This window comes from Leptolyngbya sp. AN10 (assembly GCF_050565645.1).
Taxonomy (GTDB): domain Bacteria; phylum Cyanobacteriota; class Cyanobacteriia; order Leptolyngbyales; family Leptolyngbyaceae; genus Leptolyngbya.
In genome coordinates, this window is record NZ_JBNXVP010000036.1 from 21,884 (window position 1) to 47,081 (window position 25,198).

Annotated in this window: 25 protein-coding genes; 15 read left to right on the forward strand and 10 right to left on the reverse strand. The window is 46.9% G+C overall.

Annotation, left to right across the window (positions count from 1 at the left end; genetic code table 11):
- Positions 1–27 precede the first annotated feature (27 nt).
- The 4 genes from ACQ4M5_RS32495 to ACQ4M5_RS32510 all read left to right on the forward strand — a co-directional run bounded on the left by ACQ4M5_RS32495 (position 28) and on the right by ACQ4M5_RS32510 (position 5,053).
- Entirely contained in the window at positions 28–276 is a 249-nt protein-coding gene (locus tag ACQ4M5_RS32495; RefSeq protein WP_430679953.1) for a hypothetical protein, read from the forward strand.
- Positions 277–283: 7 nt separating this feature from the next.
- Positions 284–1,216 (forward strand): XdhC family protein, encoded by a 933-nt coding sequence (locus tag ACQ4M5_RS32500; protein ID WP_430679954.1) that lies wholly within the window; start codon positions 284–286, stop codon positions 1,214–1,216.
- 21 nt (positions 1,217–1,237) lie between these two features.
- Positions 1,238–1,825, forward strand: a complete 588-nt coding sequence (locus ACQ4M5_RS32505) for an L-threonylcarbamoyladenylate synthase (protein ID WP_430679955.1) — start codon at positions 1,238–1,240, stop codon at positions 1,823–1,825.
- A gap of 105 nt (positions 1,826–1,930) precedes the next feature.
- Positions 1,931–5,053: a toll/interleukin-1 receptor domain-containing protein gene (locus ACQ4M5_RS32510; RefSeq protein WP_430679956.1), complete on the forward strand. Its 3,123-nt coding sequence runs from the start codon at positions 1,931–1,933 to the stop codon at positions 5,051–5,053.
- Here the strand turns inward: ACQ4M5_RS32510 and ACQ4M5_RS32515 are convergent.
- From ACQ4M5_RS32515 to ACQ4M5_RS32525, 3 genes are all read right to left on the reverse strand, one after another.
- Positions 5,028–5,465, reverse strand: coding sequence for a hypothetical protein (locus ACQ4M5_RS32515; protein ID WP_430679957.1), 438 nt, complete (start codon positions 5,463–5,465; stop codon positions 5,028–5,030). The genes ACQ4M5_RS32510 and ACQ4M5_RS32515 overlap by 26 nt on opposite strands.
- A gap of 5 nt (positions 5,466–5,470) precedes the next feature.
- A complete protein-coding gene (locus ACQ4M5_RS32520) occupies positions 5,471–5,929 on the reverse strand; it encodes a hypothetical protein (RefSeq protein ID WP_430679958.1) in 459 nt (152 codons plus the stop codon).
- A 122-nt stretch (positions 5,930–6,051) separates the two neighbouring features.
- On the reverse strand, positions 6,052–6,396 hold the full coding sequence (locus ACQ4M5_RS32525) for a hypothetical protein (protein WP_430679959.1): 345 nt from the start codon (positions 6,394–6,396) through the stop codon (positions 6,052–6,054).
- Between the two features lie 132 nt (positions 6,397–6,528).
- Here ACQ4M5_RS32525 and ACQ4M5_RS32530 point away from each other — a divergent pair, with 132 nt between their 5' ends.
- The gene (locus ACQ4M5_RS32530) at positions 6,529–7,308 is read left to right on the forward strand and encodes an LmeA family phospholipid-binding protein (RefSeq protein WP_430679960.1); all 780 of its coding nucleotides are present in this window, start codon (positions 6,529–6,531) and stop codon (positions 7,306–7,308) included.
- A 33-nt stretch (positions 7,309–7,341) separates the two neighbouring features.
- On the opposite strand, the gene pstB is transcribed toward ACQ4M5_RS32530, so the two are convergent.
- The 4 genes from pstB to pstS all read right to left on the reverse strand — a co-directional run bounded on the left by pstB (position 7,342) and on the right by pstS (position 11,254).
- The gene (pstB, locus tag ACQ4M5_RS32535) at positions 7,342–8,148 is read right to left on the reverse strand and encodes a phosphate ABC transporter ATP-binding protein PstB (protein WP_430679961.1); all 807 of its coding nucleotides are present in this window, start codon (positions 8,146–8,148) and stop codon (positions 7,342–7,344) included.
- Between the two features lie 42 nt (positions 8,149–8,190).
- Entirely contained in the window at positions 8,191–9,066 is an 876-nt protein-coding gene (pstA, locus tag ACQ4M5_RS32540; RefSeq protein ID WP_430679962.1) for a phosphate ABC transporter permease PstA, read from the reverse strand.
- Positions 9,067–9,093: 27 nt separating this feature from the next.
- On the reverse strand, positions 9,094–10,050 hold the full coding sequence (gene pstC, locus ACQ4M5_RS32545; RefSeq protein WP_430679963.1) for a phosphate ABC transporter permease subunit PstC: 957 nt from the start codon (positions 10,048–10,050) through the stop codon (positions 9,094–9,096).
- A gap of 88 nt (positions 10,051–10,138) precedes the next feature.
- Entirely contained in the window at positions 10,139–11,254 is a 1,116-nt protein-coding gene (gene pstS / locus ACQ4M5_RS32550) for a phosphate ABC transporter substrate-binding protein PstS (RefSeq protein ID WP_430679964.1), read from the reverse strand.
- Between the two features lie 464 nt (positions 11,255–11,718).
- Between pstS and ACQ4M5_RS32555 the strand changes: the two genes are divergently transcribed.
- Positions 11,719–12,075, forward strand: a complete 357-nt coding sequence (locus tag ACQ4M5_RS32555; protein ID WP_430679997.1) for an RNA recognition motif domain-containing protein — start codon at positions 11,719–11,721, stop codon at positions 12,073–12,075.
- Between the two features lie 97 nt (positions 12,076–12,172).
- Here ACQ4M5_RS32555 and ACQ4M5_RS32560 read toward each other — a convergent pair whose 3' ends face one another.
- Positions 12,173–12,703 carry a DUF937 domain-containing protein gene (locus ACQ4M5_RS32560; protein ID WP_430679965.1) on the reverse strand — a complete coding sequence of 177 codons (531 nt, stop codon included), beginning with the start codon at positions 12,701–12,703 and terminating at the stop codon, positions 12,173–12,175.
- Positions 12,704–12,886: 183 nt separating this feature from the next.
- Between ACQ4M5_RS32560 and ACQ4M5_RS32565 the strand changes: the two genes are divergently transcribed.
- Genes ACQ4M5_RS32565 through ACQ4M5_RS32590 form a run of 6 tightly spaced genes read left to right on the forward strand, consistent with a single transcriptional unit; the run spans position 12,887 to position 20,589 of the window.
- Positions 12,887–14,623, forward strand: a complete 1,737-nt coding sequence (locus ACQ4M5_RS32565) for a tetratricopeptide repeat protein (RefSeq protein ID WP_430679966.1) — start codon at positions 12,887–12,889, stop codon at positions 14,621–14,623.
- 47 nt (positions 14,624–14,670) lie between these two features.
- Entirely contained in the window at positions 14,671–16,272 is a 1,602-nt protein-coding gene (locus ACQ4M5_RS32570; RefSeq protein ID WP_430679967.1) for a DUF697 domain-containing protein, read from the forward strand.
- Between the two features lie 3 nt (positions 16,273–16,275).
- Positions 16,276–17,049, forward strand: a complete 774-nt coding sequence (locus tag ACQ4M5_RS32575; protein ID WP_430679968.1) for a class II glutamine amidotransferase — start codon at positions 16,276–16,278, stop codon at positions 17,047–17,049.
- Between the two features lie 2 nt (positions 17,050–17,051).
- Positions 17,052–18,260, forward strand: coding sequence for a sulfite exporter TauE/SafE family protein (locus ACQ4M5_RS32580; protein WP_430679969.1), 1,209 nt, complete (start codon positions 17,052–17,054; stop codon positions 18,258–18,260).
- Positions 18,241–18,807 carry a hypothetical protein gene (locus ACQ4M5_RS32585; protein ID WP_430679970.1) on the forward strand — a complete coding sequence of 189 codons (567 nt, stop codon included), beginning with the start codon at positions 18,241–18,243 and terminating at the stop codon, positions 18,805–18,807. Before ACQ4M5_RS32580 ends, ACQ4M5_RS32585 begins: the two co-directional genes overlap by 20 nt.
- A gap of 30 nt (positions 18,808–18,837) precedes the next feature.
- Positions 18,838–20,589, forward strand: coding sequence for a succinate dehydrogenase/fumarate reductase flavoprotein subunit (locus tag ACQ4M5_RS32590; RefSeq protein WP_430679971.1), 1,752 nt, complete (start codon positions 18,838–18,840; stop codon positions 20,587–20,589).
- Between the two features lie 73 nt (positions 20,590–20,662).
- On the opposite strand, the gene hisC is transcribed toward ACQ4M5_RS32590, so the two are convergent.
- Positions 20,663–21,718 carry a histidinol-phosphate transaminase gene (gene hisC, locus ACQ4M5_RS32595; RefSeq protein WP_430679972.1) on the reverse strand — a complete coding sequence of 352 codons (1,056 nt, stop codon included), beginning with the start codon at positions 21,716–21,718 and terminating at the stop codon, positions 20,663–20,665.
- A gap of 4 nt (positions 21,719–21,722) precedes the next feature.
- Positions 21,723–22,541: a carbohydrate ABC transporter permease gene (locus tag ACQ4M5_RS32600; protein ID WP_430679973.1), complete on the reverse strand. Its 819-nt coding sequence runs from the start codon at positions 22,539–22,541 to the stop codon at positions 21,723–21,725.
- A 176-nt stretch (positions 22,542–22,717) separates the two neighbouring features.
- On the opposite strand from ACQ4M5_RS32600, the gene ACQ4M5_RS32605 reads away from it, so the two are divergent.
- The 3 genes from ACQ4M5_RS32605 to ACQ4M5_RS32615 all read left to right on the forward strand — a co-directional run bounded on the left by ACQ4M5_RS32605 (position 22,718) and on the right by ACQ4M5_RS32615 (position 25,129).
- Positions 22,718–23,413, forward strand: coding sequence for an aldehyde oxygenase (deformylating) (locus ACQ4M5_RS32605; protein WP_430679974.1), 696 nt, complete (start codon positions 22,718–22,720; stop codon positions 23,411–23,413).
- A gap of 132 nt (positions 23,414–23,545) precedes the next feature.
- Positions 23,546–24,565, forward strand: a complete 1,020-nt coding sequence (locus ACQ4M5_RS32610) for a long-chain acyl-[acyl-carrier-protein] reductase (RefSeq protein WP_430679975.1) — start codon at positions 23,546–23,548, stop codon at positions 24,563–24,565.
- A gap of 141 nt (positions 24,566–24,706) precedes the next feature.
- Entirely contained in the window at positions 24,707–25,129 is a 423-nt protein-coding gene (locus ACQ4M5_RS32615) for a hypothetical protein (protein ID WP_430679976.1), read from the forward strand.
- Positions 25,130–25,198: the final 69 nt, after the last annotated feature.

The following is a 25,198-nucleotide window of genomic DNA, read 5'->3' on the forward strand; positions in this document are numbered from 1 at the left end:
TATACTCACCAAATTTGAAATCGTGATATGTCTCACCTGGACAATAACGAAAAATCGAAATTTTTATCGATTCAGGTGAAACAAATGACTGAAAGCATTACTAAATTTCGGATGGAAGTGCAAGCCAGCGTCATCGATTTTAGTTTATCAGCAAGTGTTATGAGTGGCAGGCGAAGGATAGAGCGATCGTGTTTCCAGTTCTCCAACATCGTTAAAATCTTTGAGAACGTCGATCGACTTCTGCATCTCATCACCCGCCAAGTCATCTCAACCTAATTTCACTATGCTTGATTGTTATCGCCAGCTTCTCAAAAGACTGCCTGCTGTACTAGCAACTGTCGTTCAAATCAAAGGGTCTGTGCCGCGTGAAGTGGGTGCAAAGATGATCATTGATGCAACTGGGCAAATCTTTGGCACGATCGGGGGTGGAGCCGGGGAAGCAAAAGTCATTCAACAGGCATTAAGAGTACTGGAAACAGGCGAAAACCAATCGGTAGAGATTGATCTCACAGGCGCACCGCAGCGGGATACTCAGGGCATTTGTGGCGGCGTGATGCGGGTTTGGTTGGAACGATGGGACGAAGATCGAGCAACTTTAATCGAGCAAATCTTAAGCCAACTCGAATCGGGGCAATCCGTGTCGATCGTGACTCCTTTCGATTCATTCCCCTATCTATCCGATGATTGTCCTGATTCAGCTTTTATCGAAACGATCGAACCTCCGCCAACTCTATTAATTGTTGGAGCAGGACATTGTGGAATTCAACTCGCGAAAGTTGCAGATTTGATTGGATTTCAAGTGATAGTACAAGACGATCGAACGGAATGGGCAAATGTCGATCGCTATCCCAACGCAAAGATTTTCAATCACTCAATCAATGAAGTAGTCAGCACTCTTTCAACACACACACAACTTTATGCAGCCTTAGTCACACGCGGCTATCAATACGATTTAGCAGCATTGAAAGCGTTAGTCGATCGAGCAATTCCCTGTCGCTACATTGGAATGATTGGCAGTGAAAAGCGCGTGAGACAAGTCTTTCAAACCTCAGAAATTTCACGAGAAAAACTACGATCGATTCATGCCCCGATCGGTCTAGACATTGGAGCGTTAACCCCCGAAGAGATCGCAATCAGCATCAGTGCAGAATTGATCTTAGTTCGACGTGGGGGAACAGGGCGATCGCTCTCACAATCGTTGAGAATGATAGACTAAGAGCCTCAATTTGAATGACCTATGCCACAAGTCCCTTTTGCAACGCTAGTTGAATCCGTTCGCGCCGGAACACATCTCGCGAGTTTTCCAACTGATACCGTTCCCGCTCTAGCAGCAAAGCCCGATCGAGCAAATTTAATCTACACCGCAAAACAGCGCAGTCTTGATAAACCGCTGATTCTAATGGCAAGCGAAATCGAAGAACTTTGGCAATACGTCACCGGAAGCGATCGAGAATTAGAAACCTGGAATACGATCGCGAAACAATACTTACCCGGTGCATTAACGTTAGTGCTTCCCGCAAATGATCGCGTCCCTGCGGCAATGAATCCGGCTGACCCAACCACGATCGGTGTAAGAGTTCCGAATCATTCGATCGCCCGTCAAATTCTCGCAAAAACAGGTGCATTAGCCACTACGAGCGCCAATCGATCGGGACAACCTGCACTGCTATCAATGGCAGAAATTGCCGCAGAGTTTCCAGAAGTATTAATCCTAGAGTCGAATTCTGATGAAGTCGCATCGGGAACACCCTCAACCGTTGCAAAATGGACGGGTGACGGATGGCAAATCTTGAGACAAGGCGCGATCGATCTTAAAGAGGCTTAACTTTCCTCCTACACGAACCATCTGCAAAAACATTCAGCACATCCCCTTTTTCGACCACTGAGGTTTTATAGTATGGGAAGCTGAGAAAAAATCAACGAAAGCACCATGCGCGACGTTTTTATCTCTTATTCCCGGAAGGATAAGCCGTTTGTCGAGAAGTTACATCAAGCACTAGAGGCGCAAAACCGTGATACTTGGGTGGATTGGAATGATATTCCACTCACCGCAGAATGGTGGCAAGAAATTCAGCGTGGGATTGAGGCGGCAAATACGTTTGTGTTTGTGATTAGTCCAGATTCTTTGGTTTCGCAGGTTTGTGGACGGGAGATTGATCATGCGGTGCAGCACAATAAGCGATTGATCCCGATCGTGTATCGTGCGGTTGATGGGGTTCCAGTTCATGCTGCGCTTCAGCCTGTGCAGTGGATCTTTTTTCAAGACCCCGATCGATTTGAGCCGCAGTTTCAGAGATTGATCACCGAGATGGATCGGGATTTGGAGCATGTGAGAATGCACACTCGACTGGAGTTGAGAGCGATCGAGTGGCAGGAACAAAAGCGAAATGAGAGCTTTGGCTTAAAGGGCGATGAGTTGCGTGTGGCTGAGGAATGGTTAAGGCAGGGAGAAACGAAGGAGCCAAAACCGACTGAGTTGCAACAGAACTATATTCGGGCGAGTCGAGCAGTTGAAGAGACGGAAGACCAAGCAAAGAAGCGGCTGGCAATAGCAACTGGAATCAGTGCCGCAATGTTGGGAGTTGCTACAGTTGGAGCAGGTTTTTTAGGGGTAAGGTCGATCGAGGCGCAGAAAGCTAGACAAGCAGCAGAATTAGAGAAAGAAACTGTCCAGCAAGGAACAGTGCTAGAGCGCAAAGGGATATCACTTCTAAGACAGCCTATCCACTATTACCGCGATTACTCTGTGCTAGTCGAAGCATTACAGCTGGGTCGTGAAGTTCAATCGCTAACGCATAAAAAGAATTTAGATAGTAACAATGCCCTTGTTGCAGTTAGTCCATTACTTGCACTAAGGACAGCAGTAAACTTAAACATGCAGCAAGCAGAATTTCAAGGCTTCTTTCCCAGATTCAGTCCCGATTATAAGTATGTTTTGATCGGGACTGGCTCGACGACTCAACTTCAAGATCTATCAGGCAGGAAAATAGCAGAATTCCAAGGCATCTTTTCTAAGTTTAGCCCCGACAGCCAAAAGATTGGAGTACATAATAATAACAAAATCTACTTACATAACTTCATGGGTAGAAAACTGGCAGAATTTCAGGGGAGCTTTCTTAGTTTTAGTCCGAGCAGTAATCTGGTTCTAATTGGCAATAGTACCAAAAGCCAATTACATGACCTGGCAGGTAGAAGGCTGGCAGAATTTCAGGGGAGTTTTCCCAGCTTCAGCCCAGATGGCAAACGGATTTTAACGTGGGATAGTTCAAAAATTCGGTTATATGACCTGGCAGGTAGAAGGCTGGCAGAATTTCAGGGGAGTTTTCCCAGCTTCAGCCCAGATGGCAAACAGATTCTAAAACAAAATGGTACTGAAACTTGGCTATGTGATTTGAAAGGCAAGAAATTAGTAGAATTTCAAGGGATCAATTCTAGCTTTAGTCCAAATGGCAAAAAAATACTGACCTGGGCAGATAACACAATTCGACTATACGATAGAGCAGGCAAGAAATTAGCAGAATTTCAAGGGAAATATCCTCGCTTTAGCCCAAATAGTAGACGAGTAATGACTGTCAGTGAGGACGTAATCCAAATCCATGCTTTAACAGGTGAAAAGCTTACAGAATTTCGGGGCAACTTTGGGACATCTTTCTTGTTTGCGGAATTGAAAACGTGGAATGGGAACACACTTCAAGGATACAATTTCACAGACGGAACACTGAATGAACTCTTTGAAGGGAGCTTTCCTAGCTTCAGCGCTGACAGTAATCATATTATTACGGGAAATGGCGAAATCAGCCAAGTGTATGATCTGTCGGGTAAAGAGCTTTTGAGGTTTCGAGGTTCTTCTCCTCACTTTTTTAATTTCAACGGACAGGGAGTTGTCACTCAGGATCTTTTTGGCAATATTCGGCTCTACAATTTGGAAGGTAAAAAACTACAAATCTCATTAGAAGAACGGAATGCTTTCAGCCCTGATAGTCAAAAAATCCTCACTTCAGATGACAAGAGAGTTCGGTTGTATAATCTTTTTGGCAAGAAACTTGCAGAATTTCAAGGTTCTATGCCTAAATTCAGCTTAGATGGCAGCCGAATTTTTACTTGGGACGATTATAAGAGTTATCTCCATGATCTATCGGGTAAAAAACTTGCAGAATTTCAGGGCAGTAATCCTATCTCTAGTCCTGATAGCAAATATGTCCTTGCTGGAAATTATGATAGAAGTCAGTTGTATGAGCTATCAGGTAAAAAGCTTGTAGAATTCCGAGGCGCTCCTCAGCAGTTCAGTTCTAGTGGTAAGCAGATTCTTACTTCAATTTTTGCAAACGCTCAAATGTTGTATGGTGTGTCTGGGAAGAAGCTGTCAGAGTTTCGAGGTGTTTCTGCCAGTTTTAGCCCTGATGGCAAGAAGATCCTTACCACTGGATCTGGTGCAATTAGTCGGCTACATGATCTAACAGGAAAGCAACTTGCAGAGTTTCAAAGTAGCGACTCCACCTTTACCCCTAGCAGTAATCATATCTTGGTTAGACATCACGGTAAGACATATCTGCACGATTTATCCGGCAAACAACTCGTTGAATTTCCAGGCATACTCTCCAGCTTCAGTCCTGATGGTCAGAAGATTTTGCTTGACGATGAGAATACAAGCTATTTATATGATTTGGCAGGTAAGAAACTTTTAGAAGTTCCAGGTGTTGCTGCAACTTTCAGCCCAGATGGTCAGCAAGTGTTGGCAACTTCCATAGAGGAAGACATCACCCGACTTTACGATTTGCGAGGCAGATTACTTGCAGAATACTCAGGCTCTACTTCATCAAATTTGCAGTTTAGACAGATAAGCCGCCGCGAATCCGACAATCTTGCGCTTGGGTTTACTCAAGATGGCACTCAAATTCTTACGCTTACGAACAATCGTATTCTCCGTATCTGGGATATCGACAAAGGACTCACCGTTGATGGCGGACTTGATGACCTGCTGCGGCAAGGGTGTGAAAAGTTGAAGGACTTTCGGCATCGAGAAGATGTTAGGAAGGTGTGTCCACAGGGGTAGGGAGTGGAGACACCTTCCTAACATGGAAAGTAAGTGCTAGTCCATCAAACTCGATCTGAAAGCGATTCAAAATATCTTGACCCATTAAACCTGTTTCTCCAATTTCCTCAACAGCACATCCGTAAACTCGCACACTTAAAAGCTCATGCTGAGCAAATACCAATCCAACAATGATCGGAATCGCAAGGACTTCCATTCCACAAACTGGAATCCAAGTCATTCTGTGAATCGGTTGCCCCTTCGCCTTCACCAGAACAGGTAAAGGTAAGAGCGTACAGTCTGAGCCTGTATCTAAAATGCTTGCACATTCAAACTGCGCCGAGGTGGGTTGACCAGGCTGAAACAGTCTCACAGATAAAATTGGAATCGCTGGAATTCCATCTGCAAAAGTTTGATATTCAAAACTCGTCACGATCTCTACCTAGCTCCCAGAAATCCTGAATGCACAACTCGTTTCGGCTCTGCTCGTAAAACTTGTGCAATAAACAAAGGACGCTCAGGAAACTCAGCCGATATTCTCAAAAACAAAGTAGACTCGTCTACATCACTATCTAAGACTTGCCCATTTTCAAACCAGACAAACTTTCTTTCATACCCTTCCACTAATCGCGATCGAGACTGTTCAAACAATTCCTGCTGCTGTTGTAAATAGTCCAGCAATTCAGCAGAAATTGAAGCCGCGATCTCATTAGCAGTAGAATGATTGATCGAAAGAGTCATATCAGCGCTCTGAGAGAATTCGTCGATCGTAGCATGTACCATCAAATATCCGTGGGTGGTTGTTAATCTTTCGGCATCGGGAGAAGGATGTGCCCGGAGTGGGGTGCGAGGTTGCAGTCGTTTGAGATGTCGATCGCCAAATACCGCCAAGCGCAATCAATCGATCCAAGCCTAAAGTTCAATCCAGAAACACGGACAAGAGAGTGATCGAAATAAACAAGTGCGATCGCGAAACTGAGTCCGAAGCTGGCGTTGTAATTCAACAGAAATATAGCGACTCATCCAACGGTAGCCGCCTCGTCAAGTCGCTTCAGAGTATATGAAGCACGTGCTTTCAGAACCATGAGCCGATCAGCCTCAACCAGAATCCGATCCATTTCAACTCTTTCTGCTGCTGAAATAGAACCCTCTGATTGCTTGATCAAAAGCTCCTCTAAACCAGCTTGCTCAGATGATGCAAGTCGGCAATTTGCTAGAGTTTCCAACTCCTCGCGGGTTAGCCCAACTAAACATTTCTTATCTATTAATAGAGGATTTAAAAGCTGCTGATATGCCTCTAGATCGAGTACTACGCTGATCTGTTTGCCAGTCTCATCAGTAATGTAACGAACATTCTCAGGCATAGCGTCGATTGATAATCTTATGTACTACTCGCTTAGCTCATCGATCGTAGCACAACCCAAAGTGACGGAAGCCCAAGCATCAGATTGATAAAGAACTTGATAACCTTAACGATAAACGTAGTTCGCCCTCGTATGGATTTCTTCACTGTCCTACTCTCAACGTTATTTGGCATTCTTTCCCCGACCGGAATCGTGGTCGATCGCATTGCAGAATCTCAAATCCGCAAGCAACTCATCGCCGCAGAACAGCTACAAGTTCGCGTCGATAATGCTCCGAGCTATCAGATTGTTCAAGGTCGCGCCGATCGCATTCGCATTGCAGGACGCGGACTGTTTCCAGTTAAAGACCTCCGCATTGATACTTTAGAGCTTGAAACCGATGCGATCGCGCTTCAACTCAAAACCCGTAGATTAGAAAAACCCTTACAGGCAGGCGTTCGGATGGTTCTGACTCAAGCAGATCTCGATCGCGCTCTCAAATCTCCTTTTGTCACCGCTCGACTAAGAAATCTCGGAATTCGATTGCTCCGTCGCGATGTCAGACAAGTCGAGCGATACGACTTTCTCAATCCGCAACTCACCTTACTGCCAGAGAACCGCGTCCGATTCCAAGTCGAACTCCAAGAACAAGGCGATCCTGCGAAACTGAGGATTGTTGCAGAAGCACAACCGCAAATCATTCAAGGTCGATCGCTGCAATTGAACAATTTAAGAATTTGGGCAAACGGGCAAGAAAGTCCAGAACCTGTTACAAGAGCGATCGCGAACGTAATTCGAGAGCGTACTGATCTTCGTTTGCTCGAATCCTCAAACATCACCGCTCGAATTCTCGACCTGAAATTTGCTCCGTCTCGATTAGAAGTTGCAACTTTCATCCAAATCCGCAACCCACAAAAAAAGGAGGCAAACTAGCGCCTCCTTATCCCAGCCTATCGAATTGCAGAATTAACCAAAACGACCGCTGACATACGCTTGAGTCGCTTGCTCTTGTGGATTTTGGAAAATGTGCTCGGTACGATCGTATTCCACGATATATCCAGTTCTTTGTCCTTTCGAGTTCGCTTCCACGTTGTAGAACGCCGTGTAGTCCGAAGCGCGAGAAGCCTGCTGCATATTGTGAGTCACGATCACGATCGTGTAATTCTGCTTCAACTCTTGCAGCAAATCTTCCACTTTCAAAGTAGAAATCGGGTCAAGTGCTGAGCAAGGTTCGTCCATCAGAATTACATCCGGCTGAACTGCCACTGCACGAGCAATACAAAGTCTTTGTTGCTGACCTCCAGAAAGATCCGTCCCGTAAGCCTTGAGCTTATCTTTCACGTCCTCCCAAAGTGCCGCTTGCTTCAGCGATCGTTCAACCAATTCATCCATATCGCCCTTGTAGCCCAGCAGTCGAGGACCAAACGCAATATTGTCATAAATCGTTTTCGGGAACGGGTTCGGCTTCTGGAACACCATACCAATCTGTCGCCGCACTTCCACCGGATCGATTTCTGGCGCGTACAAATCTTGATCGTGATAGAAAATTTTGCCGTCGATGTGGAACGACTTGATCAAATCATTTAATCGGTTCAAACAGCGAATTACCGTACTTTTACCGCAACCCGAAGGACCGATAAAAGCCGTCACCGCATTTTTAGGAATGTCGATCGTCACATCCCGCACTGCTAAGAAACTGCCGTAGTAGATATTCAGATTCTCAGTGCGAAAGACCGTCTCAGTTTGACGAGCGTTCTGAACTTTGGAAGTCATAAGTTACATGAAAGATAAAGGATGGAGCGTTTCAAAAAAGTTTTACCGACGTTTAATCACCATGCGAGACAGAACACTGGTAATCAGCACCAACAGAACCAATACTAACGAACCCGCCCAAGCAAGTTGCTGCTGAGCCGGAAAGGGAGAAGTTGCAAAATCAAACACCAACCGCGACATCGTTGCGATCGGCTCCCATAAAGAAGTTGCCCAAAATCGATTAAACGAAGCCGTAAACAAGACCGGAGCGGTTTCACCCGCTGCCCGCGCCAACGCCAGCATAATCCCTGTCGTAATCGCGGGGATCGCTGCCGGAAGCACAATCTGTAAAGTGGTTTGCATTCGAGTTGATCCTAACCCGATCGCGGCTTGCCGATACTCGTTTGGAACCGCTTCGAGTGCTTCAGCCGCAGTTCTTACGATCGTAGGCAACATCAACACCGCAAGTGCAAATCCACCCGCCACGGCTGAAAAGGTTCCTGTGTTCAAAACCACGATCGCATAAGCGAACGCACCAATCACGATCGACGGAACCCCGCTCAAGACATTGGTTAAAAAGCTCACCCACTCCGCCAGCTTCGTATCGCGTCCAAACTCGGACAGGTAAATCGCCGCGATAATGCCGAACGGAATGGACATCAGTGCCGAAATTCCAACAGTCAGTAACGTTCCCACAAACGCATTCCCAAATCCACCCCCCGCTAATCCTGGAGCCGGAGGCAATTCAAAAAATACGCTCGGAGTCAATCGAGAAGCTCCGTTCACCACCACGTAGAAGGTAACAGCAGCCAGCGGAATCAGCGCCAGTGCAGCACAAATAAACGCCACAACCGTCATCACTGAAGAGAACAAGGTGCGGGGTGACTTGGGATTGCGCTTTAAGCCCCGTCCGGCAGACACAAATTCTGGAGAAGTCATACAAGTCCTTAACTAATTCGAGAGTGCCTAGAGCTTCATACTGAATCGACGAACAATAAATTCTGCTAACACGTTAACCACCAGTGTCAGCAAGAACAGAATCAATGCCGCATACATCAAGGATGCGACTTGCAGTCCACTCGCTTCCGCAAACTGATTCGCCAGCAACGATGCTACCGTCGAACCTTGAGCCAGAATCGAGAACGATCGAATCGAATCGACGTTTCCAATCACCATCGTGACTGCCATCGTTTCACCCATTGCCCGACCCAGTGCCAGCATCACGCCGCCCACAATTCCCGAAAATGCAGCAGGCAAGAGTACCTTAAAGATTGTCTCCCAGCGTGTTGCGCCTAATCCATACGCGGCTTGGCGTAATTCTCCAGGAACGGCAACCAGCGCATCTCGCGAAATCGCTGCAATAATCGGCAAAATCATAATTGCCAGAATGATTCCAGCCGCATAAATTCCTGGACCTGCGGGAGCCGTACTAAAAATCGGAATCCAGCCGAAGTTTGCATTTAGCCAAATTCCAAACGGACGTAGAACTGGAATCAAGACGAAAATACCCCAAAGTCCATAAACCACACTGGGGATCGCTGCCAATAGTTCCACCATGAACACAATCGGCTGTTTCACTCGTGGCGGCAGGAAATCTTCACTCAAAAACAGTGCCACTCCAACGCCGACGGGCACTGCTAACAACAACGCCAAAAACGAAGTGACCAGCGTTCCATAGATTTGAGTCAGTGCGCCGAATATTTCATCTTGAACGCTCCACCGACTTGTAACCAAAAATTCCAGTCCAAACTTTTGAATGGCTGGAAGCGCATCTGTTCCGACTCGACCTGCGATCGTCAACAGCAATACGCCGACCCCGATCGCAAAGGCAGCCGTCAGCCAGACAAATCCATTATCGATCCAGCGAGACGCACCTGTGCGCCGCCAAGACATACGCGATGAACGATCCGCAGACGTAGCCATAACAACTCTTTACTCAAAGTGATGAAAACAATACCATGCGATCGCACATCGACTAGAGAGAATAATCCCTCTAGTCGATCAATCTCGCTTATTTCGCTGCAACTTTGATGCTTTCTAATGCCGACGTGGCTCTAGCAGTAATCGTCTCAGGCAGTGGCAGGTAACCCAACTCAGTTGCAAACTGCTTCCCAGCGTCGCTGTAAGCCCACTTCATGAAGTCGTTGAACGCTTTCGCCTTCGCAGGATCTCTGGGGTTTTCGTACAGCAGCAAATAGGTCAAACTCACGATCGGGTAAGCGTCTTTGCCTTCTGGATCAGGCACACTCACAGCAAATGTATCTGGCACCGTTGCGCCCTCTAATGCTTTTGCAGCCGCTTCAGGAGTCGGAGCGATAAAAGCTCCCGACTTGTTCTGCAAGCTCGCAGTCGGTAAGTTGTTCTGCTTAGAGAACGAAAACTCGGTATATCCGATCGCGCCTGGAGTCTGCTGAATCTGAGCGGTCACACCTTCGTTTCCTTTCGCTCCAGTTCCCGTGGGCCATTCCACTGTTTTCCCAGAGCCGCCTTTCCAATTTGGACAAGCTTTAGCAATGTGGCTGGTGAAAATTGCTGTAGTTCCACTTCCGTCTGAGCGGTGAACAAACGTAAGAGGCTGACTGGGAACCGTGGGATTATTCGATTTGATCTTTGGATCGTCCCAAGTTTTGATCGAACCATCGACAATGCCGCAGAGTGCTTCACGTGACAGTTTCAAGTCGGGCACTTCCTTCAAATTGTGCGCCATGACGATAAACAATCCGGTGGATGGAATCTGAACCGCTTTACCGCGATCGGCAGGCACTTTTGCCCGATCTTCATCCTTCAAAGGATCATCCGTTGCTGCGAAATCGACGGTTTGATCCAAGAATCGTCTGACACCCGCGCCGCTACCTACCGAGTCATAGCTGATTTGAATATTCGGGTTCTGCTTGTTGTATTCCTGAAACCAACGTTGATACAACAAGTTCGGAGCCGAAGCACCCGCTCCATTAATCGATACAGTTCCGCCACCCGCAGCAGGCGCAGCAGGACTACTTCCCGTTGTGCCACCGCCTTGAGGAGGAGCGGTTGCGGTTTGAGGAGTACAAGCTGCCAATCCGAAGGTCAGGGCAGCGAGGGAGGAAAGAGACGCTCCGAGTTGAGCTTTCTTTTGAAAAAACGCCATAAATAAAACGCAGGGCAACGTATGTAGGTATCTCCATTACGGTACACCTACAGACTTAAGGCAAGGTTAAGAAGGTATCTTTTCTTGCCCAACCTTACGGCTTGTTGCCTGCGCTACAGACAGAAATGAAGTAATTCTTAAAAAATTTGGAATCCTCTTCATTTCCGATATAAACTCGCTCGGTCTAGGACAGCGCACTAGCACTGATTCCTATTCTTAAGCTTCCCTAATACTGTAACGTTTTGTCAACTTTCTGAGAATTATTCTTTTGATTCATAGGATTGAAAAAATGTTTCGTCACAAATTCCATCGGAAGACTCATAAGATTTCACAGGGTGAACGATAGAAATTCCTATTTTTATAGGTAGACGAATGGCAGTTCTTGTGCTTCTCATTTCGAGGTGAGTCTAGTATAATACTCTCAAAACAAGAGTTCGGCGACAGCTAAATGGCTGAGCGGTTTGATTTCTGCTCGATCGGCTTTCTCCGAGTTCGCCCCTCACACGAATGGTTTGGAGAGTAACGTGACTATTTATATTGGCAACCTGTCCTTTCAGGCGACTGAAGACGATCTTAAAGAAGTGTTTGCGGAGTACGGCGAAGTGAGCCGAGTGAGCCTTCCGACAGACCGAGAGACAGGCAGGAAACGCGGGTTTGCATTTGTCGAAATGGCGGACGATGCCCAAGAAGATGCCGCGATCGCGGAGTTGGATGGTGCAGAATGGCTGGGTCGAGAGTTGAAGGTGAATAAGGCGAAGCCGCGTGAGTCACGTGAGTCGCGTCCTGCCGGAGCAAAGAGTTTCAGTAAAGGAAATTACTAATCGCGAAAAGAGCGGGTGGATTTGAGGATCTGCCCGCTCTTCTGGTTTTGGGACTCGATCGAGTGGAGGCGAATCTCGGTTCGTCTGCCAGTTGGCTCTAGCGCCGTTGGTTGAGGAATTGTCCAGCCATACCCATGACATCGCCCATATCGACATCGCCATCGCGATCGGCATCTAAAAAGGCGTTCAGGACGGGATTTCCTGCCGACTGTCCGCCTTGCTGGACTGAGCCGCTTTGGAGCAGATTGAGCACGAGTGGAACGAGAACAGGCAGCATTGATTGAATCGTTCCAGCGTTCAGTCCGGTTTGTTGTGCGATGTTTTCAGAAACTTGCTGCTGTGCGCCTCCGGGAAAGAGAGCGCTGACGGCTTGTGGATTGCTGCCGAGTCCAGCGAATTGATTCACGAGGGATTGAACGTGTCCGCTGCCTTGACTGGCTTGCTGGTTCTGTAAGGACGATCGAACATGACTACCGAGGAGGGACATTACGGCTTGAGTGGCGTTTGAGTCGAGTCCTTGGTTGCCTGTGAGTTGTTGAGCCATGCCTAAAATGCTGCCCAGTTGATTGGTTGAGGCTTGCTGTTGCGGATTTGCGACCGCACTCATAATTTGATCAAAAAGGCTCATAATGTTGTGCTTCTAAATCTGTGAGCGTTAACTTCCTGACGATAAAAAATCTAATTCAGAAAATCAAGGGGGTAAGAATTGTGATTTTAGGAGAAAGGAATTGATTTAGTGGAAGGAAAGCAGTGGTTTTAAGATTTGAACAGGGAAAACTTTTGGAGTCTCAAGAAATGCGATCGTCAACTCATGTCTGCCAATTCAGAACCAGTAGAAATCTTGCTAGAGCAAGCCAATCTGTACCGCACCTTTGGGGAATTTGAAACAGCGATCGAGAGTTATGACGAACTCCTTCAGATTCAGCCAGATCACCTCATCGCGCTGTACGATCGTGCTCATTTGCTTTATAAAGTAGGACGTTACACGGAGGCAGTTCATAGTTACGATCGACTTATTCATCTCAAGCCGGATTATTCAGATGCTTGGTTTCATCGTGGTAATTCGTTAGATGCGATGGGATCTGAAGAAGAGGCAATCACAAGTTACGATCGCCAGCTTGAATTGCAGCCAGAACATCATGAAACTTGGAAAAAACGGGGCGATTCGCTGAAAGATTTGGGGAGACATGAAGACGCGATCGAAAGTTATGACCAAGCACTAAAATTCGAGTCAGATAATCATGAGACTTGGAGAAATCGCGGTTATTCATGTGCGGCATTAGAACGCTACGAAGAAGCAATCCAGTGTTATGACCATGCTCTAGAACTCAATCCGTACAATCATAATGCCTGGGAATGTCGAGGAATTGCACTGAAGTGTTTGGGACGCTATGAAGCGGCGATCGAAAGTTATGATCGGGCGATTCCACTTAAGCCTGACTGTCACACCGCATGGGGCAATCGGGCGCTTGCACTTCATCGGTTGAAACGGTACGAGGAAGCGATCGAAAACTATGATCAATCTCTGCAATTCAACTCAAATTTTGCATGGACTTGGTATAACCGTGGAATTTCTTTACACTACTTAGGACGTTATGAGGACGCGATCGAGAACTACGACCAAGCCTTGCCATACGAACCTTACGATTTTCAGGTTTGGTATAGTCGGAGCGTTGCACTTGAGCAATTAGAACGCTATGAAGCCGCGATCGAGAGCTATGACCAATCGCTGCAATTCAAACCAGACTCCTATCAAGCTTGGTACAATCGTGGGCTGTTACTGAGTAATCTGGAACGTTACGAAGATGCGATCGAGAGTTATGACCAAGCCTTAAAACTCAATCCAGAATATCAGCAAGTTTGGAGCAATCGAGGATTTGCCCTCCATTGTTTAGAACGCTACGAAGCGGCGATTGAAGCTTACAGTAGAGCAATCAATTACGACCCGAATAATGCTCGAAATTGGTATTGTCGCGGTATTTTGTTTGCTCAATTGGAACGCTTTGAAGCAGCAGTCGAGAACTACGATAAAGCGCTAGAATTAGGCGAAAATGACTCAGATATCTGGCATTATCGCGCTCATGTGAACGGGCGATTAGAGCGTTATGAAGCCGCGATCGAGAACTACAACAAAGCGCTAGAAATTGACCCAAACGACTATATTGCATGGCTGGGACGTGCTTACTCATTTGATCAGGTCAGCAATCTAGAACAAGCGATCGCAGATTATCAAAAAGCTCAGGAGATCCAGCCAGATGATATTGCGGTCTGGTATCGGCATGGAAAGGCATTACAGAAAAATGAACAGTATCAAGACGCAATTTTTCTGTATGACAAAGCGCTACAGGTTAAACACAATGATGCCAATACGCTTTATGCCAGAGCCGCTTGCTACTCAAGGATTGGAGATGCTTTACAGGCGATCGAGAATCTCAAAGCTGCGATCTCACTGGATTCTGAATATCGGCAAAGAGCAACGACCGACCCTGATTTTGACACTCTTCACAAAGATGATCGCTGGAGGACGCTGATGGAACGATCGCAATAATGCAGAATCCGTCAGAATGAGAAGACATCCCTCAAGTGTTTAGCGCTATGCGTCCATCTCGACTGATTACGCTAGTTATCGGTATTGCGGTCATTTTAGGACTGGTGATCTGGCTGATCGATTCGATCACGCAATTGAGTTGGGCGATCGCGAATCCGTTTTTGGCAAATCTGGTGATTTTCCTGGTGATTGTGCTGCTCGGCGTGTTGATTGCAGCGTTTACTTATTATTTTTTCTGGTTGCCGAATCGAGCGAGACGACGCAAGAGGATGCCGCCTCCGAGAGTTTCAGAGGTGAAAACTGAAGCGGCTCAAGAGAATTTACAAGCGGTGCGGCAACAGGTGGCGCAGATTCAGGATGAGATTGCGCGACGGGAATTAATTGCTCGGTCGAAACAAATTGAGCAAGATCTTGCCCGAAGAGAATTTCGATTGGTAATTTTTGGGACGGGATCAGCGGGAAAAACTTCGCTTGTGAATGCGCTAATGGGGCAAATCGTTGGGAAAGTGGGCGCACCGATGGGAACGACTGAGGCGGGCGCAATTTATCGAATGAAATTGCAGGGAGTCGATCGAGAAGTCGTGATTACTGATACGCCTGGAATTCTCGAAGCGGGAGTCGCGGGAACTGAACGGGAAACATTGGCGCGACGATTGGCAACTGAGGCGGATTTAATTGTATTTGTGCTGGATAACGATTTGCGACAGTCGGAATATGAGCCGTTGCAAGCATTGACGCAGATTGGAAAGCGATCGATTGTGGTTCTGAACAAAGCCGATCTCTATACGCAAGAAGATTTAGAGGCGATTTTGGCAAGATTGCGGGAGCGAGTTCGGGGAACAGTTGCTCTAGATGATGTGGTCGCGATCGCGGCTAATCCGCCAAGAATGCAAACTGAGACTGGAGACTGGCTTTACCCTGATCCAGAAGTTACGGATTTAATCGATCGGATTGTTCATATTCTCAGAACTGAAGGCGAGGATTTATTAGCAGACAATATTTTGATTCAGTCTCAGCGATTGGGCGAAGAAGCGCGGCGATTGATTGATGAACAGCGACGAAAACAAGCCGAGAAATTAGTCGATCGATATCAATGGATTGGAGCAGGAGTGATTGCAGCAACACCAATTCCTGTGGTGGATTTGTTAGCAACTGCGGCTGTGAATGCTCAAATGGTCGTAGAAATTGGGCGGATTTATGGCTGTGAGATTACAACTGAACACGCGAAAGAAATGGCGATTTCACTTGCAAAAACACTCGTGGGATTGGGAATTGTGCGCGGTGCGATCGAGCTTGTCACCACTGCAATGCAAGTCACTGTCGCTGGATTGATCGCAGGTCGAGCCATTCAAGGTGTCAGTGCTGCTTATCTCACTCGAATTGCGGGGAGAAGCTTTATCGAATATTTCCGCAACAATCAAAGTTGGGGTGATGGTGGCATTTCTGAAGTGGTGCAAAAACAATTCCAACTGAATCGGCGCGATGAATTTATCAAGTCATTTATGCAGGAAGCAGTGACGCGAGTGATTCGACCCTTGCAGATTGAGATGAAAGCGGAATATGAGCCAGAACCTTTAGAAGAACTAAGAATGCCAGAATATGAGGAACTACCGCGATCGAGCGAAGATACGATCGACGATTGGAAATAAACGATGTGTCAACTCCTTGGAATGAACTGCAACGTCCCGACTGATATTTGCTTCTCGTTTGAAGGATTTTCTGCGCGGGGCGGGCGAACCGATGAACATCAAGACGGATGGGGAATTGCTTTTTTTGAAGGAGTAGGATGTCGATCATTTATTGATGTTAAAGCTGCAACCAGTTCTCCAGTCGCGGAATTAGTTCGTAACTATCCGATCCGTTCTACTCATGTGATTGCTCATATTCGCAAAGCGACTTTTGGGAGAGTTGCTTTGGAGAATTGTCATCCGTTTCGGCGAGAACTTTGGGGACGGTATTGGGTGTTTGCTCATAACGGGGATTTGCCGAACTTTGAGCCAGAGCCAGAAGGAATCTATCGACCTGTGGGACAAACCGATAGTGAGCGGGCGTTTTGTTTGATGTTGAATACGATGCGCCAAGCATTTCCGATCGAGAAACCGAACGCTGCTGAGTTGTATCCAGTTTTGAAATCGATCACCAGTGCGATCGCGAACTACGGAACATTCAATTATTTGCTCTCTGATGGGGAAACGTTCTTCGTTCATTGCTCGACGAAACTTTGCTACATTGTGCGGCAGGCTCCATTTGCAGCAGCGCATTTGATTGATGCCGATTTGACCGTGGATTTTCAGGAATTAACCACAGCGAACGATCGAGTCGCAGTGATCGCAACTACGCCTTTAACCGATAATGAGGTTTGGACAACGATCGAGCCTGGAGAATTGTTAGCATTTCAGGACGGCTTACCTGTGCGATTTAGTTGAGAATGCTTGATTTATTGTTGATTGCCAGCGTCGGATTCTTGGGAAGCTTCGGGCATTGTTTGGGAATGTGTAGCCCTTTGACCGTGGCGTTTTCGCTGTCTCATGAGCGCAAATCTCGGTGGCAGCAAGTCCGATTTAATGTTCTGCTGAATCTTGGACGGGTTCTGAGTTATGTGATCGTGGGAACTGCGATCGGAGCTTTGGGATCGGTGCTGATTGCGGGTGGACAACTGGCGGGAATTGATAGCGGACTGCGTCGGGGACTCGCGATCGTCACTGGATTGCTCTTGATTTGGTTTGGATTGTCAAATATTAATGCGAGTTGGCTTCCACGAGTTCCGATTTTGCATCCGATTCAGGGAAAATTGCACGATCGATTTAATTCGCTCATGTCGGAATTAGCTCGATCGAATCATTGGGGAACACCTGCATTACTGGGAATGATTTGGGGCTTGATTCCTTGTGGATTTCTCTACACTGCACAGATTAAAGCTGCCGAAACTGGGAATGCGACACAGGGCGCGATCACGATGTTGGCGTTCGGATTGGGAACCGCGCCAATGATGATTAGCACTGGATTATTTGCGTCGGCACTGAGTCGCGATCGTCGAAGTCAATTGTTCAAATTAGGCGGTTGGGTAACTTTGACGATCGGTCTTTTGACTTTGCTCAGAAGTAGCGATATGGTCGATTACACCGGACACGCAGCTTTAATTTGTCTGATGTTGGCGCTAATTGCTCGACCAATCAGCCGAATTTGGGCGGCTCCGATGAAGTATCGACGGGCGTTGGGGGTGGGAGCGTTTGTTTTATCTGTGGCGCACATTAGTCACTTTTTGGATCACACGTTTAATTGGAATTTAGGCGCGATCGTGTTTCTACTTCCGACTCAACAATTCGGAATGTGGTCGGGAATTTCAGCATTTGGCTTAATGATTCCCGCAGCGTTGACAAGTTTTGATCAAGCGGTTTCTAAACTGGGTTCGGCTTGGCGAAAGATTCATTTATTTAGTATTCCTGCTTTGATTCTTGCAGCGATTCATACCAGTTTCGCTGGATCAAATTACTTAGGTGAGATTAGCATTGATTTTAATAATCGTGTAAGAGTTGGCGTTTTAATCTTTTTGGTGATCAGCGTATTGTTAGTGCGATCGCGCTTTTTCTGGTCTTTGTTGTCATTAGAAAAATGGTATGTCTCAGCTAAAAAATAAATCTATTTATCTTGTTCCTTTCTTACTTATTGCCTCACCTGTTTACGCCCACAATGTTAAGACAGAGGGCAATGTCGCATCGATTTTTCACATTGAGCCGAATCACAATCCAAAAGCTGGAGAACCTTCTAAGGCTTGGTTTGCATTGACCAAAGCAGGCGGCGAAATCATTTCACTCGATCGCTGTAATTGCCAGTTAAAAGTCATTTCTAACAATCAAACGATCGCGCAACCTCAACTCGAATCCATTTCTGCTGAACAATACAAAGGCATTCCAGGCGCACAGATCACCTTTCCCAAAGCCGGAATTTACACACTAGAGATTAGTGGTGCTCCTAAAGCCAAAAACGATTTTAATAATTTCAAATTTGCCTACGATGTTACGGTTCAAGGAGGAGCCGCTCCCCAATCGAGTCCTATAGCGCAAGTTCCAACCGTTCAAAATCCAGCACCCGAAGCTCAACCGAATTGGTTGCTTCCAGGTACGATCGCTGGAATTGTCCTTCTCACCACTGCCTGGTTTGTAAAAAGAAGCGTGAAAAACTAGCAGAATCCCGAAATCAGGCGAAAATGGGAAATGCGAAACATTCCCGGACGAACCATGATTGATCACGATGTCATTATTGTGGGTGGTGGACTCGCTGGATCGCGTGCAGCGTTGGAAATTGCGCGGACGAATCCGAGTCTGAGTATTGCCGTCGTTGCGAAAACTCACCCCATTCGATCGCACTCTGTTGCCGCTCAAGGTGGCATGGCAGCTTCTCTCAAAAACGTCGATGAAACCGATTCTTGGGAAGCTCACGCTTTTGATACGGTCAAAGGCTCAGACTATCTTGCGGATCAAGATGCAGTCGCCATTTTGACCCAAGAGGCTCCCGATGTCGTGATCGATCTCGAACACATGGGCGTATTGTTCTCGCGCCTTCCGGATGGTCGGATTGCTCAACGCGCTTTCGGAGGTCATTCGCACAATCGCACCTGTTACGCCGCAGATAAAACCGGACACGCGATTTTGCATGAATTAATCTGTAACTTGATGAAATATGGAGTCAAGATTTACGAAGAATGGTACGTGATGCGGCTGATCCTGGAAGATGGACAGGCGAAAGGCGTAGTGATGTATCACTTGTTAGATGGAACGATCGAAGTAGTACGCGCCAAAGCTGTGATGTTTGCAACAGGTGGCTATGGGCGTGTTTACAATACCACTTCTAATGATTATGCTTCGACGGGTGACGGGCTGGCGATGACTGCAATGGCAGGGTTGCCGCTCGAAGATATGGAGTTTGTGCAGTTTCATCCGACAGGCTTGTATCCGGTTGGAGTGCTGATCTCAGAAGCCGTTCGGGGTGAAGGTGCGTATTTAATTAACAGCGAAGGTGAGCGATTTATGGAGCGCTATGCTCCGAGTCGAATGGAGCTTGCACCGCGTGACATTACCTCTCGTGCGATCGTATCTGAGATTCGAGCCGGACGCGGAATCAATCCCGATGGCAGCGCAGGCGGCAATCATGTCTATCTCGATCTGCGGCACATGGGCAAAGAAAAAATCATGAGTCGCGTTCCTTTCTGTTGGGAAGAAGCTCATCGTTTGGTCGGAGTTGATGCGGTGACTCAACCCATGCCCGTTCGTCCTACGGTGCATTACTGTATGGGCGGAATTCCAGTCAATACGGATGGAAAAGTTCGAGCGGGAGCCGATGAGTTCGTTGAAGGATTCTTTGCAGCGGGTGAAACCTCTTGCGTGTCAGTGCATGGCGCGAATCGGTTAGGAAGTAATTCGCTGCTTGAATGTGTGGTGTATGGGCGCAGAACTGGAGCGTCGATCGCTCAATATGTGCAAAATCGGAAGCTACCGGAGTTGAACGTCGATCGCTATATTCAAGATGCGAAAGAACAGATCCAAGCTTTGTTTGATCAATCTGGACAGTACCGGATTCAAGAAATTCGACAAGCGTATCAGGACTGCATGACTGAACATTGTGGCGTGTTCCGAACTGAGGAAGTGATGCAAACGGGACTCAGTAAATTACGGGAATTGCAGCAGAAATACACGCAGATTCGATTAGACGATCGAGGAAAATCTTGGAACACAGAACTGATTGAAGCTTTAGAACTACGATCGCTGTTTGTAGTTGGGGAAATGATTCTCTTTTCTGCGATCAATCGTAAAGAAAGCCGAGGATCACATTTCCGAGAGGACTATGCTGAACGCAATGATCCTGCATTTCTAAAACATACCTTGGCGTATTATTCTGCGGCTGGAATTGACATTAACTATATGCCTGTGGTGATCAATCAGTTCGAGCCTCAAGAGCGGAAGTATTAGAAACGACTGCGAGCGACAATTGCTCGATCGCAGTTTCTTCTTGAGTAAGATCTCAGTAGCTCTATGGGATGTTCTATAACCGTTGCAGAGCATCCTTCAATTCTTCAATCAATGTTCGATTCTGTTCATCAGTTCCGATCGTAATTCTAAGTTTGTCGTCTAATCCTGGTTGCTTGAAATATCGCACCAGGATTCCGCGTTCTTTCAGAGCGAGATAAATCTGTTCTGCACTGTTTGAAGGTTGAGTCAACAGAAAGTTTGTTTGTGAGTCCCAAACCTTCCATCCCAGTTGCATTAAGTCCAGTGCTAGAGCTTTACGCGATTTTTTCACTTTCTCTGCACAGGTGTTCTTATAGTCCTGATCTCGCATTGCAGCAGTACCTACTAAAGTCGCGATCGCATCAATGTTATAGCTATCTTTAATCTTGAATAGTCCGCTGAGTAAGTGAGGTTGTGCGATCGCAAATCCAAGCCGCAATCCTGCTAAAGAGTAGCCTTTTGAAAGTGTTCTAAGAATCAATACATTCTCGAACTCATGCACTAAGGATAAAGCAGTCTCTTCAGCAAAATCGACATAAGCTTCATCAATCACGAGAACACCAGCTAATTTTGATGCAAGCTGTCTTAAATCTGAAATTGCAACACTATGACCGGATGGACTGTTTGGAGAAGCAATAAACGTGATAGCTCCTTGAGCCTCAATTAGTTTATCCATCGGAAATTCATAGTTCTCGCCGTAGGGAATTTCTACGCGATCGGCAACTTGCATTTCAACTAAAGTCCGATACAAAACATAAGTCGGCATCGGATAAACTACTTTTCGTCCTGGTTCCGCACAAGCTCGAACAATCACATTTAAGAGATCATCGCTACCATTCCCAACCATGATCCAATCTTTGGGAATGTTTAGAGCTTCGCTTGTCGCTTGTCGAAAGTCATTCGCATACGGATCGGGATAGCGACGGAGCCATTCAGGATCGAGAGAACGGAGAACCGCGATCGCATTCGGTGACGGTGGATATGGATTCTCATTCGTATTGAGTTTGATGATCGGAGTTCCGGGTTTGGGTTGCTCACCGGGAATATATCCGGTCATCGCATCAACACTAGAGCGAAAGTAAGAAGACATCGTTTTAGTTTTTAATTCCAGTTGTAGCAATACCGCGAATTAGTTGACGTTGCCCGATCGAGAAAATCACCACGATCGGAATCGTTGCAATGACGATCGCAGCCATTAGCAATGTCCAACTATTCGTAAACTGCTCTTGAAAACTCGCAAGCGCTAACTGTACCGTTCTCAACTCTGGGCGCGTTGTAAATACCAGCGGCTTAAACAAATCATTCCATTCGCCAATAAACGTAAACAGCGATAACGTTACCAAGGCAGGACGCGACAACGGCAGCATTACTTTCCAGAGAATTGATAAGCGATCGGCTCCATCCAACATTGCGGCTTCTTCTAACTCGATCGGAATTCCCTGAAAAAATTGCCGCATCAAAAAGATCCCAAAGCCATTCACCGCAGTTGGTAGAATTAGCGCCCCATACGTATTAATCAAATGCCCCCATTTCAGCACAAGAAAAATCGGAATCACCAAAATCTGAAACGGAATCACCAAAGTCGCGAGAACGATTAACAGAATCGCTTGTTTTCCTTGAAACTTTAATCGAGCCAGTGCGTATCCAGCCAGTGCAGAAGTGAAAATTTGAAACAGCGTTACTGCGATCGCCACAAACATCGAATTCGCAAACGCCAAGAGAAACTGACCCCGCTCCCAGGCTTCGCGATAATTCTCGATCGACCAACCAGGAGAATCCAGGGAACTTCCTGGCGGCTTAAACGACGTAACTAGAACCACGATCAGCGGCAGCAGAATTACTCCTGCCCCGAAAAACAGCAATCCCAAGCTGAGTGCGCGGTTTAAACCGGGAAAACGTTCTCTCCACTTCATCCCAAAACCCTTAGAGAATCGGTCATTTTAGCGCCTCAATGCCCTTTAGTGCAGATATTTTATCGATTCTTAGCGTCATCCTCAACCGAAGACGGTAAAGTGAGAGAGGGAAAGAATGGGCATACCGTACCCAAACCGTACCCAAATTGTTGTCATGACCAGGAGATATCTGATCTATGCCCCAACTTGAGGCGACCCAAGAGATTAACTTCCAAAGTGAACAATACAAAGATGCCTATAGCCGAATTAACGCGATCGTCATTGAAGGCGAAGAAGAAGCGTATTCCAACTATCAAAGATTGGCAGAACTTCTGCCCGATGACAAAGATCAGTTAATCGGACTCGCACGCATGGAAAACCGCCACAAAAAAGGCTTCCAAGCCTGTGGAAAGAATCTGAGCGTCGTTGCAGACATGGACTTTGCCCGTGAGTTTTTCGCTCAACTGCACAACAATTTCCAAGTTGCCGCAGCCGAAGGCAAAATTGTCACCTGTCTTTTGATCCAATCCCTGATCATCGAATGTTTCGCGATCTCGGCATACAACATTTACATCCCCGTTGCGGACGACTTCGCTCGTAAAATCACCGAAGGGGTGATTAAAGACGAATATCTCCACCTCAACTACGGCGAAGAATGGCTGAAAGCAAACTTCGAGGCATCCAAAGCCGAACTGGAAGAAGCAAACAAAGCGAACCTTCCCTTAGTTTGGAAAATGCTGAATCAAGTTGAGGCAGACGCTCACGTGCTTGGCATGGAGCGGGAAGCTCTGGTCGAAGACTTTATGATTCAATACGGTGAAGCGCTGACGAATATTGGCTTTACGACCCGCGATGTCATGCGGATGTCGGCTCACGGACTCGCGGCGGTCTAACTCGCACCGCTGTTTTAATACTCCGGCGATGGACTCCGGACTCTCTTGCGTCCATCGCCGATTTGTGGCATTTTCTTTTTTAAATTCTTTTATCCATCTCACCGCCTGTAGTCGGGCTTCTTCATACGATCGATGTTTGGTCTAATTGGTCATCTCACAAGCTTAGAACACGCTCAGTCTGTTGCACGAGAGCTAGGGTATCCCGAATACGCGGATCAAGGGTTAGATTTCTGGTGTAGCGCTCCCCCTCTGATTGTCGATACAATCCGGGTCAAGAGCATCACAGGTCAAGAAATCGAAGGGCGTTACGTTGAGTCGTGCTTTTTGCCAGAAATGCTGGCGACCCGCCGAATTCAAGCTGCAACTCGAAAAGTGATTAATGCAATGGCTCACGCCCAAAAGCAGGGCATTAACATCACTGCACTGGGCGGATTTTCATCGATTATTTTTGAGAATTTCAATCTGTCGCAGATTCGCCAAGTGCGAAATGTGATGCTGGAGTTCGAGCGGTTTACGACGGGAAACACGCACACAGCGTATATTATTTGTCGCCAGGTGGAGCAAGCCTCGAAACAATTGGGGATTGATTTATCAAAAGCGACAGTCGCGGTCTGTGGTGCAACGGGGGACATCGGTAGCGCGGTGTGTCGCTGGTTGAATTCTCGCACTGATGTTGCGGAACTGCTGTTGATTGCTCGAAATCAGGAACGGTTGCGCGATCTGCAAGCGGAACTGGGACGCGGCAAGATCCAGAGTTTAGAGGAAGCTTTACCGCAAGCGGACATCATCGTTTGGGTGGCAAGTATGCCGAAGGGTGTCGAGATTGATCCAACCCAGTTAAAACAGCCTTGTCTGTTGATTGATGGCGGCTATCCGAAGAACCTGGGCACGAAGGTTCAGCATCCGGGTGTGACTGTTTTGAATGGCGGTATCGTGGAGCATTCGCTCGATATCGATTGGCGCATTATGAGCATCGTGAATATGGATGTTCCGGCGCGTCAATTGTTTGCGTGTTTTGCCGAGTCGATGCTGTTGGAGTTTGAGAAGTTGCACACGAATTTCTCCTGGGGACGCAATCGCATCACGGTGGAGAAAATGGAACAAATTGGTGCGGCTTCGGTGAAACACGGATTCAGCCCATTGTTGATTTAGTTTATTTCCCCTCGAATCCCCCGTGTAGATGTGGTAAATCGCGTCTATACGGGGGATTTTTCGCGACAATTTACCCTGTCATTCTGGTGTCATAAATCTTCTTCATCATAAAAATATCGTTTCTGATTCATCTCCTTTACGATGTTTCACCCCTCTTCAAATTCTGCTAAACGTTCCTCAGTTTGGATGGCGGCACTCGTTGGAAGTATTGTGACCGCTCAAGGATTTTTTGGACTCGCTTCACGTCCGCTCAACACAGCCCAATTTTCTGAACCTCGATCGATTCAAGTCGAATCTCCAGAATCAGATAATCGATCGACGGCTGCGATCGTGCTTGCGGCTCTCGGACTCGGTGCGATTGGCTACGGTTGGTCGCAATCGAGAAAGCCTTCTGGTACTCAAGTGAATCGGGTTCAACTCGATCGACAATTATTGCTCTTGATGCACCAAGATCGAGCGGCAACCGAAAGATTGATCTCGCAAATGCAGCGGAAACATCCAGAAAAATCGCGTCAGTGGTGTATTGAGAAAGTGAAGTACGATTTACAACGCGATCGACACTAGCAACTAGAGCGATTCAATTTGAGTTGTAAGATTCGGGAAAGCCCCCAAACCCCCAATTCTGGGGGCTAA